Origin of the sequence: Pseudomonas sp. TE3-3-F2023 (assembly GCF_036784815.1) — a bacterium.
In the GTDB taxonomy this organism is placed as follows: domain Bacteria; phylum Pseudomonadota; class Gammaproteobacteria; order Pseudomonadales; family Pseudomonadaceae; genus Aquipseudomonas; species Aquipseudomonas pudica.
In genome coordinates this window covers 1,986,286-2,000,310 of the sequence record NZ_CP145113.1, presented here as the reverse complement: position 1 = coordinate 2,000,310, position 14,025 = coordinate 1,986,286, and the positions used below count along the sequence as shown (strand labels likewise).

At 65.8% G+C, this 14,025-nt stretch carries 13 protein-coding genes; 4 read left to right on the top strand and 9 right to left on the bottom strand.

Annotated features, from left to right (window positions below):
* Window positions 1–28: 28 nt before the first annotated feature.
* On the bottom strand, window positions 29–628 hold the full coding sequence (locus V3314_RS09065; RefSeq protein ID WP_003252125.1) for a CoA pyrophosphatase: 600 nt from the start codon (window positions 626–628) through the stop codon (window positions 29–31).
* A gap of 124 nt (window positions 629–752) precedes the next feature.
* On the opposite strand from V3314_RS09065, the gene V3314_RS09060 reads away from it, so the two are divergent.
* The 4 genes from V3314_RS09060 (at window position 753) to V3314_RS09045 (ending at window position 8,278) form a co-directional block, all read left to right on the top strand.
* Window positions 753–1,304, top strand: a complete 552-nt coding sequence (locus tag V3314_RS09060; RefSeq protein ID WP_338460153.1) for an NUDIX hydrolase — start codon at window positions 753–755, stop codon at window positions 1,302–1,304.
* A 22-nt stretch (window positions 1,305–1,326) separates the two neighbouring features.
* Window positions 1,327–1,881: a L,D-transpeptidase family protein gene (locus V3314_RS09055; protein ID WP_085600534.1), complete on the top strand. Its 555-nt coding sequence runs from the start codon at window positions 1,327–1,329 to the stop codon at window positions 1,879–1,881.
* Between the two features lie 160 nt (window positions 1,882–2,041).
* On the top strand, window positions 2,042–3,724 hold the full coding sequence (locus V3314_RS09050; RefSeq protein WP_338460152.1) for a ShlB/FhaC/HecB family hemolysin secretion/activation protein: 1,683 nt from the start codon (window positions 2,042–2,044) through the stop codon (window positions 3,722–3,724).
* A gap of 27 nt (window positions 3,725–3,751) precedes the next feature.
* Window positions 3,752–8,278: a hemagglutinin repeat-containing protein gene (locus tag V3314_RS09045; protein WP_338460151.1), complete on the top strand. Its 4,527-nt coding sequence runs from the start codon at window positions 3,752–3,754 to the stop codon at window positions 8,276–8,278.
* Window positions 8,279–8,379: 101 nt separating this feature from the next.
* On the opposite strand, the gene V3314_RS09040 is transcribed toward V3314_RS09045, so the two are convergent.
* The 8 genes from V3314_RS09040 to gspF all read right to left on the bottom strand — a co-directional run bounded on the left by V3314_RS09040 (window position 8,380) and on the right by gspF (window position 14,025).
* A complete protein-coding gene (locus V3314_RS09040) occupies window positions 8,380–9,039 on the bottom strand; it encodes a general secretion pathway protein GspN (protein WP_085600540.1) in 660 nt (219 codons plus the stop codon).
* Window positions 9,036–9,422 carry a type II secretion system protein GspM gene (gene gspM, locus V3314_RS09035; protein WP_046616075.1) on the bottom strand — a complete coding sequence of 129 codons (387 nt, stop codon included), beginning with the start codon at window positions 9,420–9,422 and terminating at the stop codon, window positions 9,036–9,038. Before gspM ends, V3314_RS09040 begins: the two co-directional genes overlap by 4 nt.
* Window positions 9,419–10,495, bottom strand: a complete 1,077-nt coding sequence (gene gspL / locus V3314_RS09030) for a type II secretion system protein GspL (RefSeq protein ID WP_338460150.1) — start codon at window positions 10,493–10,495, stop codon at window positions 9,419–9,421. Before gspL ends, gspM begins: the two co-directional genes overlap by 4 nt.
* A complete protein-coding gene (locus tag V3314_RS09025; protein ID WP_080958501.1) occupies window positions 10,492–11,163 on the bottom strand; it encodes a prepilin-type N-terminal cleavage/methylation domain-containing protein in 672 nt (223 codons plus the stop codon). The genes gspL and V3314_RS09025 overlap by 4 nt, the downstream gene beginning before the upstream one ends.
* Window positions 11,164–11,564: 401 nt before the next feature.
* On the bottom strand, window positions 11,565–11,933 hold the full coding sequence (locus V3314_RS09020) for a type II secretion system protein GspI (protein WP_046617218.1): 369 nt from the start codon (window positions 11,931–11,933) through the stop codon (window positions 11,565–11,567).
* Entirely contained in the window at window positions 11,930–12,367 is a 438-nt protein-coding gene (gspH, locus tag V3314_RS09015) for a type II secretion system minor pseudopilin GspH (RefSeq protein ID WP_046617217.1), read from the bottom strand. Before gspH ends, V3314_RS09020 begins: the two co-directional genes overlap by 4 nt.
* Window positions 12,368–12,370: 3 nt before the next feature.
* The gene (gene gspG, locus V3314_RS09010) at window positions 12,371–12,805 is read right to left on the bottom strand and encodes a type II secretion system major pseudopilin GspG (protein WP_013971171.1); all 435 of its coding nucleotides are present in this window, start codon (window positions 12,803–12,805) and stop codon (window positions 12,371–12,373) included.
* A gap of 17 nt (window positions 12,806–12,822) precedes the next feature.
* Window positions 12,823–14,025, bottom strand: coding sequence for a type II secretion system inner membrane protein GspF (gene gspF / locus V3314_RS09005; RefSeq protein WP_196174508.1), 1,203 nt, complete (start codon window positions 14,023–14,025; stop codon window positions 12,823–12,825).

The window sequence follows — 14,025 nt, the reverse complement described above, 5'->3', positions numbered from 1 at the left end:
GCAACGCAGACGACGGGGTTGGCCCCGCTCAGTTTTCGATGTAACGCTCAGGGGGCTGGTGCAGGCTGATGCCGGCATCGAACAGCAGGTTGACCAGTTCGACGATCATGATCGCCGACAACCCCCAGATCTTGTATTCGCCATAGCGATAGCTGGGCACATACCAGCTGCGCCCCTGATAATCGATACGGTGGGTATGGTCGCGCGGGTCCTGGCGAAAGAATTCCAGCGGCACGGTGAATACTGCCGCGATCTCGGCATCATTGGCACGGTATTCGACAAAATCAGGGATGAGGCCGACGAATGGTGTCACTTTCAGGCCGTGCAGCGAAATCAGCGGGCTGAGTGGGCCGATCACTTCCACAAGGCCTGGCGGCAGGCCGATTTCTTCTTCCGCTTCACGCAACGCGGTGAACACCAGGTCCGGGTCTTCCGGGTCGCGGCGGCCACCGGGAAAGGCCACTTCTCCGCCGTGGGTGGACAGGCCCTTGGCGCGCAGGGTCAGGACCAGTTCGGGCGCTTCGCTGCGGGTAATGGGCAAGAGGACCGCCGCTTCGGGGAACCGCCGGTCGGTTTCCAGTGATGCGGGTTGGTGGTTGCTCATTCGGCGAAGTAGCTCGTCCAGCATTGCGCACGCTCGTATCCAAGGCCTGCCTTGCATGATGCACCAAAGGCGCGAAGCACCCAAGCCCCGTGCGCTTGCGGCAGCACGGCCGGCGCGCCAAGATAGCCCAGAGCAAAAGGAACGACACATGAAATTCTGCAGCGCGTGCGGCCAGCCGGTCACTCAGCAGATCCCCGAGGGCGACAGCCGCCTGCGGTATGTCTGCGAGTTTTGCCAGACCATCCATTACCAGAACCCCAACATCGTAGCCGGCGTGTTGCCGACCTGGGGCAGCCAGGTGCTGCTGTGCCGGCGCGCCATCGAGCCACGCCGCGGCTTCTGGACCTTGCCTGCCGGTTTCATGGAGAACGGCGAAACCCTGGACCAGGCCGCCCGTCGCGAAACCGTCGAGGAGGCCTGCGCCCGGGTCGGCAGCATGAGCCTGTACCAGCTGTTCGACCTGCCACACATCAACCAGGTGCATGTGTTCTTCCGCGCCGAACTGGCGGACCTTGATTTCGCGGTCGGTGTCGAAAGCCTGGAGGTGCGGCTGTTCGAGGAACATGAGATACCGTGGGGCGAGCTGGCTTTCCGCACCGTCACTCGCACACTAGAATGCTACTATCGCGACCGCATCGGGCAGCACTACCCCATAGGCCATGAATACCTGCCGCCGATGAACGTCTCGCCCATTACCTAGAAGCCTTCAGGGATACCGTTACATGCGCTGGTTGTTTGCCCTTTTCTGCCTTTGCGTTACCTCGGTGTCCCAGGCGGCCTTCACCGAGACCATCATCCGCAAGCCCCAGCCGGCAGCGCAAACACCTTCGCCTTCGCAGCAGGCCATGCAACCGCTGATCGACAAGGTACTGGTGATCAAGTCCGAGCGTCGCCTGCAGTTGATCAGCCGTGGCGAGCCGCTGAAAACCTACCGCATCTCGCTGGGCAAGCAGCCCAAGGGCGCCAAGGAGCGCGAAGGCGACAAGAAAACCCCCGAGGGCCTGTACTGGCTGGACTGGCGCAAGCAGAGCGACCGCTTCAACCTGGCCATGCACATCAATTACCCGAATATCACCGATGCCGCCCGTGCCTCCCGTGAAGGGGTGAGTGCCGGCAGCATGATCATGATCCATGGTACGCCGATCAACGACGAGTATCCGGAGTGGTACTTCCACACCCTGGACTGGACGGATGGGTGTATTGCCATGCGCAACCGCGACATGCAGGAAGTGTGGGACCTGGTGCGGGATGGCACGTTGATCGAAATTCGGCCCTGATAGCGGGCCTTTCAACTGATGCTGTAGGAAGCTTCCCACCATCAGGCAAGAACGCGCCTTACAAGCGCTTAGGCTGGGTACTGCATCCAGGCGAACCCCTTAATTTTTAGCATCCACGCAGACGAGTACGAGATCCGTACATCATTTGCGGGGTGCTTCAATGCCGTTCCACATTCACCGCGCCACCTGCTGGGCACTCACCTGCTGCCTGTCCGGTTTGCTGGCCGCGCCCCAGGTGCTGGCCAACGACCCCGCCAGCCAGCAACTGCGCGATCAGCAGCGCGGTCTGCAACAGCTGGAACAGCAACAGCGGCTGGAACGCTGGCAGCGTCAGCCCGCCCCGGCAAAAAAAACCGACACTACCGCCCCCCTCCCGCACGACCAGCGCTGCTGGGCCATCAGCGGCGTACGCGTGGCCGGCAACCGCAAGCTTTCCGACTCGGCGCTGACGCCAACCCTTCGCCGGTTCGTCACCCCGTGCATGGACATCGCGGAAATCAACGGGCTGCTTAAAGCCATCACCCAGCGCTATGTGCAGGCCGGTTACCCGACCAGCCGGCCTTACCTGCAGCAACCACCACAAGACGGCGCACCGCTGGACCTGGTCATCGTCGAGGGGTTCGTCGAGTCCATCGAACTGGCGGGCCCCGATTTGCCCCTGTCCCTCTCAGGCGCCTTTCCCGGCCTGCTCGGGCAGCCACTGTACCTGCCAGACCTGGAACAAGGCCTCGACCAGCTCAACCGCCTGCGCGCTTATGACCTGTCCGCAGCCTTGCTGCCCGGCGAACTGCAGGGCGGCACCCGAGTTGTCGTGCAGCCGCGCAAGGTGGCCTCGCGCGGGCACCTGGACAGCCGCTTCGACAACCGCGGCAGCGACCTGACCGGGCGTCATCGCCTGAACCTCGGCTTCGGTCTGGACAGCCCGCTGGGCCTCAATGATGACCTGCGCCTGTCGCTGAACGGCACGGTGCTCGACGCGCCTGGGCAAAGCCAAGGCGTCTCGCTGTACTACAGCATCCCCTACGGCGCCTGGGCCTTCGCGCTCAGCGCCAGCGAGCTGCGTTACGAGGCGCCGCTCCCCCACAGCCGCCAGGTAGCAGACGGCAGCAGCAGCTACCAGGGCCTGAGCGTCGAGCGGGTGCTGTGGCGCAACCAGCAAGGCATGCTCAGCGCCAGCGCCCGGCTGGACCGCAAGCAAATGGTCAACCGCAGCGCCAGCGCGGTGATCGTCCAGCAGAGCCCCACCCTGGTCTCCGTGGAAGCGGGTATCAACCTGCTGTGGCTGGAAACAGGCCTGTGGAATGGCTACCTCGGTGTCGCTCAGGGAATCGACGCCTTTGGTGCCGACCGCTCGCCGTTGGGAGCAGAACGCCTGCGCCCGGATTTTCGCAAGTACCGCGCCAACCTGCTGCACCTGCGCCAGGGCCCGGCCAGCCAGCCATGGCGCTGGCAGAGCGAACTGGCTCTGCAATACAGCAGTGACCCGTTACCCGCTGTCGAGCAGTTGCTGGTCAGCGACGATTCGGCCGTGCGCGGGTTTCGCCTGCGTACCTACTCCGGTGCCAGCAGCGCCGTCTGGCGCAACACCGTCAGTCAGCCGCTATCGGAAGGCTGGACCGCTCCCCTGCAAGTACGCCCCTACATCGGCCTGGACCTTGGCTGGACCCGCAACGCCGAAGGCAAGCCTTCACAACGCCTTGCCGGGGCCACCGCCGGCGCCGAACTGAGCCTGCCCGGCAGCCACCTGCGCCTGGGCTACCAACGCGCGCTGTACGCCAGCGACCTGCCCCGCCCGCTGCTGGAGCCTGGCTTCTGGGTGGTGGAACTGGCCCTGAACATCTGATTCACCCACAACAAAGAGAACGAGAACATGCAAACACTCTCGCAGTCACCGTCTACCCGCCCGGACACCTTGCGCTGGGCCATCTTCCTCGCCCTGCTCGGGCCCGGCACCGCTCTGGCCCAGGGCGGCCTTACAGCAACCAGCGGCCCCGGCGGCACACCGGTCATCAACGATGGGCATGGCGTCCCGGTCATCAATATTGTCGCGCCAAACGCCAACGGACTGTCGCATAACCAGTTCCTCGACTACAACGTGGATCGCTCCGGGGTGGTTCTAAACAATGCCACCCAGGCCGGGCAGTCGGAATTGGCCGGTGCCCTGGCGGCCAACCCGCAATTCCAGGGCCAGGCGGCCTCGACCATTCTCAACGAGGTGGTCAGCCGCAACGCCTCGCTGATCGAAGGGCCGCAGGAAATCTTCGGCCGCCCGGCCGACTACATCCTGGCCAACCCCAATGGCATCACCCTCAACGGCGGCAGTTTCATCAACACCACACGCGCCGGTTTCGTGGTGGGCACCCCCGAGTTCGAGGGCCAGCGACTGAAGTACCTCGACACGATCAACGCCAGCGGTACCCTGCAAGTGCTCGAGGGCGGCCAGCGCAACCCCAACGGCGCCCTCGAACTTATTGCCCCACGCGTAGACAGCAAAGGGCTGCTGATGGCGCGCAACTCAATCGATATCACCGTCGGTCGCAACCGCATCGACAGCACCAGCGGCGAATTTCTCGAACACCTGCCGGGCACTCCGTCCAGCATCGATGCCAGCCTGTTCGGTGCCATGCGCGCCGGGCGCATTCGCGTGGTGAGCACCGCAGAAGGTGCCGGTGTGCGTGTGGGGGCATCGCAGCTGCTGGGTATCGACGGGGTCGACATCCAGTCGGCCGGCGCCCTGCAGGTCAGCGGCAAGGCCGACAACCCCGTCGAACTGTACAGCGAACAGGGCGATCTGCGGCTGACCGCTGCCGATGACCTGACCCTTGAAACCGTCGATGGGCAAGCTCGGCGAATCGAGGCCAAGGCCGGCAAGAAGCTCACGCTGGACGCCACAACCCGCGAGAACATCGAGCGCGACAGCGACAGCTGGAACAAGAAGTTCCTGTTCGTCACCCGCGAAACCTACAACCGCGAAACCACCACGACCCAGCAGCAGCAACAGGGCAGCAGCTTGCAAGGCAAGGACGGCGTGCTGCTGCAATCCGCTGACGACATGCGCCTGATGGCTGCCAAGGTGGATGCTGGCAATGAGCTGACACTCGACAGCGGCACCAACCTGGCCATCGCTGCCGGCATCGACAGCCAGCACACCGAAGAGCAGGTTCGCCACCGCAAGGACTTGTGGCGCGGTGACAGCGATACCGACCAGTACAAGGAAACCGCGCAAGGCAGTGCACTCCAGGCCCAGCGCATGACGCTCAAGGCCAAGAATACCGTCGATGTGAAGGGCAGCAGCCTGCACAGCCGCGGCGACATGGCAATCGAAGCCAATGAGGCAAACATTGGTACCACAGCCCTGCAGGAGCGGGGAACCCGACGCGACTATCGCGGCGACCTTGTATCCGGCACCTTCTTTGGCGACCGCAAGGGTAACGACAGCGAAGGCCAGGCCGTTGCCGGCAGCAGTGTCACGACGGACGGCAAGCTGGCCGTGACAGCTGACCAGGTGGCCATCAAGGGCAGTACCGTGCACGGCAAGGAGGACGCGCTGCTCTACAGCACAAAAGGTGCACTGGCCATCGAAGCCGACCATGGCCGCACCACCTCCACCGACCGTACCAGCGACAGCAAGCTGTTCGGCCTGATTGGCAGCGACCACGAGAGCACCGACCGTACACAGCAGGTACTGACCAGCGACGTCGGCTCGGCCACCAATCTGCGCCTGGCCAGCGCCGAGGAAATGCGCATCCAGGGCGCCAAGGTCGCAGCGGGCGGGCACCTGCAGGTAGAGGCCAAGGGCGACCTGCTGATTACCAGCGCGCAAGCGGTTGACGAGCACGAAACCCGCAACCAGCAACGTGGTTTCAGCACCAGCGCCAAGCAAACCCAGGAAGCCGAGGATGGCAAGCCCGAGTCCCGCCAGTATTCGGCCGGCATTGCCTATGACGTCGCCACCACCAGCAGCAAGCAACGCACCACTAGCCAGGCCGCCAGTGAGCTCGAAGGCGCCTCGGTGAGCCTTGGCAGCGGGGCTCACCTGCAAGTCAACGGTTCCACGGTGAAGGCCGCCGCAGGCGACCTCGATGTGCAGGCCCAAAAGGTGACCCTGGGGGCAACCCGCAATGACCGCGACAAAACCACCAGCACCACCCACAGTGGCGGCGGCCTGACGGTGACTGGCGGCATCGACCGGCTGGGCAGCTTGTTCGAAGGCCATCACAACCGCCAGGTGCAGACCGAACGCGACAGCAAGGTGCAACGCAGCACATTGCAGGCCAGCGGCGACCTGAAGCTGAATGGCGATGAACTGGTCACAGAGGCCGCACGCGTCAAGGCTGGCAACACCCTGCAGGTAACGGCCAAACGCATCGACAACCGCGCGGTGCAGGATACCGAGGAACGTGAACAAAGCCGTGACGACTGGTCGGGCAGCCTCGGCGCCAGTGTCGAGTACCGCGACCTTACCCGCCCCATCGAACGCCTGGTGGTGGGCGAAGAAGCCGCGCGCTTCCAGCAAGCCTCCCCTGAAGACGCCATGGCGCCGCCCAGCGTTGGCGCCGACATGACCGTGGACCACCTCAAGCGCCTGGAAAACCAGCGCCGCGGCTTTGCCCAGGCGAGCGAGTTGTCCGGGGCCAAGGTCGAAGTCAAGGCCGACACCATCACCGACCAGGGCACCGCCTGGCGCGCCAACGCCGGCAAGCTGCAGATCGAGGCCCGGCAACACCAGATGCAGGCGACCGAGAACACCCAGGAAACTACTGTGCAACGCCTGGCCTACGGCGGCGATGTGCGCCTGGACACCAGCACCGGCGAAGACCTGAATGCACGCGCCGCTGGCAAAGGCGGCTCGCTGGACAAAAAGGACAGCACCAGCAGCGCCGTACCCGGCAGCCTGTATGGGCAACAGGGCATCCAGGTGCAACTGGGCAGCTCTGGTCGTTATGAAGGGACACGCATCGATGGCGGTGAAGGCAGCGTGGTCATCAGCAGTGCCGGTTCGCTGACATTGCCACAGGCAAACGACCAGACCGAACAGCAATCACGCCAGCTCGACGGCAATGCCTGGGCCAAGGTCGGCAACCGCCCGGGCAGCACCGGCGTCGATGGCCGGGGCTACCTCGACCATGGCCAGAGCCAGAGTACACAGCGCAAGGCTCAGGTGGCGCAGATCGACGCCAAGGGCCAGGTAAAGCTGAGCAGTGGCGGCGACCTTGTGCTCGAAGGCACCCGCATTGGCAGCCGCGAGGCCAAGACCGGCGACATTCAACTGCAAAGTGGCGGTCGGCTGCAGGTCAAGGCGGCCAGCGATACCCAGAACGCTACCGGCGCCAAGATGGGCGGCGGCGCGGAGCTGGCGGTCAAGGCTGGCAACATCACGGGCGGCGCCATCGGCGGCCACTTCAGCCATGGCAAGCAGGACGAAGAGGCACGCCAGGCGGTGAATGCCGCGTTCGCCAGCAACGGCACACTGAAGCTGGGCAGCAGCGCCCGCGAGGATATCGCCCTGCACCTTGAGGGCCTGCAGGCCTCGGCCGAACAGATAGCCCTCGACGCATCGAATGGCGGCATGCTGGTGGAAGCATCGTCCAGCCAGGAGCGGCGTGACAACCTCGACATCACCGCCGGGGCCGGCTTCGACATGGCCGAGGGCGCGCTGGACACCCGCGGTCTGCATGGCCGCCTCAAGGTGGATCTCGACAAGCGCGACAACCTCACCTGGAATGCCAGCGACCTGCGCGCCGAGCGCATCGACCTGCAAAGCCGTGGCGATACCCGCCTCGAAGGCGTCACCCTGGAAACGGGGCGTATCAAGGGAGTGATCGACGGCGACCTGCGCATCGCCAGCCGCAAGGACAACGTTAATACCTTGAGCGTGAAAGGCGATGCCCGGCTGAGCCAGGAGAAAAACCCGCGGGGCTACGTCAACGCGGCCACTTCGGTGGCAGGGCCGCTGGGGAGCAAGGTTGAGAAGAAAGCTGGCTCCGTGCTGAGCAAGGCAGACCCGGGGCTTTCGCCCACCTTCCGCCTCGACGTGTCGCACGCACAGCGCGACAGCGTAGGCCAGCAGGCCACGCTCAAAGGTAGCGACAGTATCGACCTGCAGGTCGGCGGCAATGCCCACCTGGTGGGTGCACGCCTGCAGTCGGCCAAGGGCGATGTGATGATCGACGCCAACTCGGTTACCCGGGAAACACTTAGCGGTAACGACTATCGTCGGGATGTGTCGATCGATGCGTCGAACTCACCGGTGGACCTGGGCACGGCAGTGGCCGAGCTGGCCAAGGGCAAGGGTGCGGCGGATGGGGAAAATGCACTGGACCTGGGGTTGTTGAGGACCAGTGGGCACAATCGCAGTGAGCAGTGGGCTTCGAGTGTGCAGGGCAAGAAAAACTGAAGCAGGCGCCACGCTGGAGGGCACGGGCTTCGTGCCCTTTCAGCATTTGGGCCAGACAGTTGATTGGTTGAAGGAGCCAGCTTGCCGGCGACAAAATCTGTTTACCAGCGCAAGTCCCGCTGCCCTGCCAGCGCCTGCGGCCCAAGCCACTGCACACCACGCAGCAAAGGCGTCAGCGCCGCCTCCGGCTGCAACTTGACCATCACCTGCGCCCGGCGCGCTGGCAGGTCGGCATCCACGGCCAATTCATGCTGCCCCTGCTGCACCAACTGCCCGCGCAGGTGCCAGCCGCTGCGGCAGTCCATTTCCAGCCAGCCCTGCCCCAAGCCCAGTGACCAGGGCTCGCTCAAGGCGAGGTCGGTTACCGTCATGCGGCCTTCGCTGGCACGGCATTGCCGCCCTGCCCCCTGCATCCGCAACGTGCCCTGCCACTGGCCGGCCAAGCGGTAGTCCGTCGCCACCGTCGCCTGGGCCCCCATGGCCGTTGCCTCCAGCCGCCAGCGCCATGGCCAGCCTTCGGCGCGCAACTGCCAGGCCTGGCCCTGGAAGCCCAGCTGCGCGTTCGCCTGCAAGCGCCAAGGCTGCACCGCCCAACGCAATGGCCCGACCGGCCCCAGCTGCTGCGCCTGGCCCTGCCACAGGCTGCCGCTGACCTCACGCGCTGGCAGGCCTATCCCGCGCACCACCCAACTGGCCGGCAGCTCCACCAGCAATGTCACGGCGAAAACCGACATCACCCACGCGCCACTTATTCGGCTCATGGCCGCACCACCAGGTCGAAGTGCAAACCCTTTTCATGCTGTTCCAGCCCCCATTGCAGTGGCTGAGCACCTTCTGCACGCAGGCTTTGCAACCAGCCTTGCAGCACTCGCTCGTCGGCCACCTGCCCACGCAGTTGCCAGGCCTCGCCCTGCGCATCGACCTCAGCCAGTTCGATCTGCCGCGCCTGGGCCGACTGGCGCAGCCGCTCCAGGTTCAACCCCGGGCCGCCTTGCAGGCCTGCGGCCTGTTCGGCCAGCCCCCGCCACTGGCTGAGCTCGCGCCATTGCGCAAAGCCTGCACGCACGGCCAGGAACGCCAGCAAAAGCGCAATCAATGCCCAGGCGAACTTCAAACGATGACGCTGTATCCAGTCCCGGTTCATGAAGCTGCTCCCAGGTCGAACACCACTTGACCGTCCTGCACCTTGACCGAGGCCCCGGCAGCTGTCGCCATATCGCTCCATGGCGGTGTACTACCCTCGCCCTCCAGCCGCAGGTGCCAGCGCTGGCCATCGAAGCGCACCGCTTGCAGACGCCAGCCGGGATGATCACGCAGCCAGGCCTGCAACGCCGTCTGCAGGCCTTCGAGCTGGCGCGTGTGCAGTTGCTGCTGCAGTTCACTTTCGCGCAGGCGCTTGAGGGCCTGCGCAGCGTGCCGGGGGCTGGCCTGCTCACCGGTCACTGCGATGACCTGGCTGCGCCAGAGTTGCGCCTGGGCCCATTGCTTGCTCAACCACAGCCCGCCCCAGACGGCAGCCAGTACCAGGCAGGCAGCGAGCAGCCGTTGCTGCGGCCGGGACACCACCGGTAGCGAGCGCACCTTGCGGGTACGCTCGAACAGGCCGGGCAGTGTATCGAGCGGTGCCAGCGTACTGGGCCAGTCGCCGCTCAGCGAAACCTTTTGCAGCTCCGCCCACGGTTGCTGTGGCACCTCGCCCAATGCATCCGGCCAGGCCAGCCAGTGCTCCTGCCTGTTTTCGGCCAGCCCTTTGTACAAATACATGTCGGGTGTGCGCTGCCATTGCCAGGCATGTCCCACCTCGGGGGGCGGCAGCAGCTGTAGTTCGGCCCAGCACCGTGCCACCTGCAAGCCCCATTCGGCGCTCTGCCCGCGCCAGTCGTCCAGTTGCTGACGGGCTACCACCAGCAACCGAAGGTGGCCGGGCTCACGAGCCAGGCAGGCACATGTCACTTCGTCGACGGCCTGCAGCAAACGGTCTTCGAGCAATAGCGGCCATTCTTCACGCTTGAGCCCGGGCGGTGCCGGCACGCGGAAATAGCTGCAGGCCTCGGCGGGCAGGATCAACGCCACACTGGCCTGCAGATTTGCCGGGGGCTCGCCCTGCCCATGGCGTTGCACGAGGCCGCCCTCGACCAGCACCCAGTGCCAGACAGCGCCCGGTCGCAGCAACAGCCACGTCCGGGCCGGGTTGCGCCGTCCCCATTCAAACTTCATGAGCGCCCCCACGGGAGTGCGAAGGTGCAGACATAGGGTGCTCCATCACGCTGCAGTTCAAGACGCACGCCACGGCCGGGGTGCGCAGGTTGGTCGGAAGGCCAGGCCTGCCAGCGGCCGCCCTGGTAATAGAGAACATTCATGGCGCTGACCCGGTCGAGCCGCTCGCGCTGGACCCAGCGGGGGGCGGCTGCGGCATAGAGGTCGGCCGAGCTTTCCAGCAGCAGGCGCTGCTCACGCGCCTCGAAGCGCAGGCGCTGGCGCTGCAGGCGCGAACCGCCTTCGGCTTCCGGCATGCCGGTAATGGCGACCCAGAGCAACTGGTTGCTTGCCGGTTGCCAGTCCAGCCAGCGGCTTGCCAAGGGCAGGCGCTGGTCGTATAGACGGCGCATTACCGGGCTGTCGACGCGACGCTCCAGGGCCAGGCAGAAGTCCAGCACCGAGGTTTCCTGCGTGGTGACCTGCAGGCGCTCGCGAACCTTGAGCCAGCCGTTGAACAGGGCGGCGAGCATGATGCCGAGCACAACAGTAAGTGCCAGGGCGACCATCAGCTCGATCAGGGTAAGGCCGGCCTGGCGGTGCTTGCTCGGCTGGGTCCAAGGCCGACGGGTATGCGCCCTCTCTGTGGGAGCGGGCGCGCCCGCGAACACCGGCGAAGCCGGTGCCATACACCGAGTCGCCTGCTTCGCGGGTAAACCCGCTCCCACAGGGGCAGCACAAGCTTCACGATCTCTGTCACTCACGGCTGATCCAGGGGCAGGCACCTGCGCGGGGTGGAACCGGGCCTCTGTGGGAGCGGGTTCACCCGCGAACACCGGCGAAGCCGGTGCCATACACCGAGTCGCCGGCTTCGCAGGCATGCCCGCTCCCACAGGGGCAGCACAAGCTTCACGATCTCTGTAACTCATGGCGGATCCAGGGGCAGGCACCGGCGCGGGGTGGAACTGGGTCTCTGTGGGAGCGGGCGCGCCCGCGAACACCGGCGAAGCCGGTGCCATACACAGAGTCGCCTGCTTCGCGGGCATGCCCGCTCCCACAGGGGCCGCGCAAGCTTCACGGTTTCTGTACCTCATGGCCGCTCCAGAAACACGGTGTACTGGCCTAGCGGCAGGCGCTGGTCGCGGTCGGCGAACAACAGCAGGTCGCCGCGGCGCAGGTCGCGTACGCCGGTGCGGCGTAGTTGCAGTTGCCAGTGGCAGCGCTGGCCGCCCTGGCTCAGCTCACCGCCAACCTGGTTTTCCGCCGGCCAGTACTGCTCGACGGCAAAGCGGGTTTGCAGTTCTCGCGCGCATAGCAGGCCAAGGCGGTGTTGCTGCAGGTTGTCCTGTACCGCCAGACGTTGGCGCAAAACCTGGCTGGTGATCACCGCCAGCACCGCGGCGATCGCCAGGGCTACGGTCACCTCCAGCAGGGTAAAGCCACGCTGATGCCGCTTCATGGGGCGACCACCACCTGCAAGCGGCCATCGCGGCTCCAGGCCCATTGCTGGCTGCCATCGGCCCAGCGCCAGCGCACGTTGCCCGGTTGCGCCCAGCCATGCGGGGTGAACAACAGGCGCGGCTGCGGGCCGGCCGGCCAGTCCGGGCGCAGCCCCTTGGGCCAGTCACCAAGGGCGACAGCTTCGACCTCCCAGCCATTACCCTCGCGCCGGACGAACTCCGGGCGCTGGCCATTCCAGCGCAGCCCGCGCAGCTGCCCGGCATGCCTGGCCAGCGCGGCCTGCGCCCGGGTCTCGCTTGCCAGCCGTTGCAGCGCCTGGTCGATACTGGCCTGGCTGTTGCCGAACCCGGCCACCGCCAATCCGGTCATCAGCCCGGCGATGGCCAGCACCACCAGCAGCTCGATCAGGCTGAAGCCCTGCTGACGGCGCACTCGTTACAGCTCCCAGTTACCCAGGTCGGCATCCTGTCCTTCGCCGCCCGGCAGGCCGTCAGCGCCCAGCGAGTACACGTCGACCCGGCCATGTTCGCCTGGCATGCGGTACTGGTACGGGGTGCCCCACGGGTCTTCCGGCAGGCGGCGCACGTAGCCGTCGCTGCGCCAGGCCCTTGGCAGCGGTTCCTGGGCCGGCTTTTTCACCAGCGCGGCCAGGCCCTGCTCGCTACTGGGGAAGCGCAGGTTGTCCAGGCGGTACATGTCCAGCGCCTGCTCCAGGGTGGCCAGGTCGGCCATGACCTTCTGCTTCATGGCCTTGTCCTGGTTGCCCAGCACGCTGGGCGCGACCACCGCGATCAGCAGGCCGATGATGAATATCACCACCATGATTTCCATGAGGGTGAAACCGCGCTGGCGGTTACGTCGATGCTGCATGGCAGTACTCCTTGTCGTCACAGTTGCAGGCCCTGGTTGAGTTGCATGATCGGCAACAGCACCGCCAGCACGATGAACAGCACCACGGCGCCCATCACCAGGATCATCAGGGGTTCGAACAGCGCCATGGCGGTATCGACCTGGCGGGCGAAGCCGCGCTCCTGGTCGTCGGCCACGCGCTCGAGCATGTCGGCCAACGTGCCGCTGGCCTCGCCGCTGCCGACCATGTTCACCAGCAGCGGCGGAAACTGCTGGCTGGCATCCAGTGCGCGATGCAGGCTGGTGCCGCCCTGCACCTGCTGGTGCACCTGCTCCATGGCCAGGCGGATACGCCGGTTGCCGACGGTTTCGGTGGCCACTTGCAGGGCTTCGAGCAGGGCCACGCCGCTGCCGCTGAGGATTGCCAGGCTGCGGGCCAGGCGCGCGCTCTCCAGCACCTGCAGCAGGCTGCCGATATGTGGCAGGCGTAGCAGCAGCTGGTCGCGGCGCAGGCACCAGTGCGGCTTGCGCAGCAACCAGCCGCCGAGCGCGCCGAGCAACAGGGCCAGCCCCAAAAGCCAGGGCCCGGCCTGCACCAGCCCTTGGCTCAGGCCGATCAGCAGCGATGTAATGAACGGCAGGCTCTGCCCGGCATGGGCGAACTGCTCGGTGAGCTTGGGTACGACGAAGGTCATCAGGCCTACTACCACGGCAAGCGACACCCCCATCAACACGGTGGGGTAGATCAGCGCAGTACGTGCCTTGTGTTGTTGTCGTTGTACCTGCTCCAGGTGGTCGGCGAGGCGGGTCAGCACCTGGGCCAGGCGGCCGGACCGCTCGCCGGCCTCGACCAGCGCGCAGTACAGGCCGGTAAACGGTGCCCCCTGACGCGCCAGGCTGCGGGCCAGGCCCAGGCCTTCGGCCAACGAGCCGCGCAATGCCACCAGCACACTGTGCAGGGCGGGCTGGCGCAGTTGCCGTTCCAGGGTAGCCAGGGCGTCGACCAGAGGGATTCCGGCACCGGTCAGGGTGGCCAGCTGACGAGTCAGTTCGCACAGCTGAGCGCGGCTCAGGCGCTGGCGCCGGGGTTGTCGGGTGCCAGCTTGGTGACGCTGCAAGCGGCGTGCGAACAGGCCCTGCTCACGCAACAACTGGCGGGCATGACGTTCGCTGTCGGCCTGCAAGCTGGCCTTGTGGGTCTTGCCGGCGAGGTCGACGGCCTGGTAGCGATAGGTCGGCAT

Coding starts and splice junctions, on each gene's coding strand:
- V3314_RS09065 (WP_003252125.1), bottom strand. CDS start 628: ATGCTGGACGAGCTACTTCGCCGAATGAGCAACCACCAACCCGCATCA.
- V3314_RS09060 (WP_338460153.1), top strand. CDS start 753: ATGAAATTCTGCAGCGCGTGCGGCCAGCCGGTCACTCAGCAGATCCCC.
- V3314_RS09055 (WP_085600534.1), top strand. CDS start 1,327: ATGCGCTGGTTGTTTGCCCTTTTCTGCCTTTGCGTTACCTCGGTGTCC.
- V3314_RS09050 (WP_338460152.1), top strand. CDS start 2,042: ATGCCGTTCCACATTCACCGCGCCACCTGCTGGGCACTCACCTGCTGC.
- V3314_RS09045 (WP_338460151.1), top strand. CDS start 3,752: ATGCAAACACTCTCGCAGTCACCGTCTACCCGCCCGGACACCTTGCGC.
- V3314_RS09040 (WP_085600540.1), bottom strand. CDS start 9,039: ATGAGCCGAATAAGTGGCGCGTGGGTGATGTCGGTTTTCGCCGTGACA.
- gspM (WP_046616075.1), bottom strand. CDS start 9,422: ATGAACCGGGACTGGATACAGCGTCATCGTTTGAAGTTCGCCTGGGCA.
- gspL (WP_338460150.1), bottom strand. CDS start 10,495: ATGAAGTTTGAATGGGGACGGCGCAACCCGGCCCGGACGTGGCTGTTG.
- V3314_RS09025 (WP_080958501.1), bottom strand. CDS start 11,163: ATGGCACCGGCTTCGCCGGTGTTCGCGGGCGCGCCCGCTCCCACAGAG.
- V3314_RS09020 (WP_046617218.1), bottom strand. CDS start 11,933: ATGAAGCGGCATCAGCGTGGCTTTACCCTGCTGGAGGTGACCGTAGCC.
- gspG (WP_013971171.1), bottom strand. CDS start 12,805: ATGCAGCATCGACGTAACCGCCAGCGCGGTTTCACCCTCATGGAAATC.
- gspF (WP_196174508.1), bottom strand. CDS start 14,025: ATGCCGACCTATCGCTACCAGGCCGTCGACCTCGCCGGCAAGACCCAC.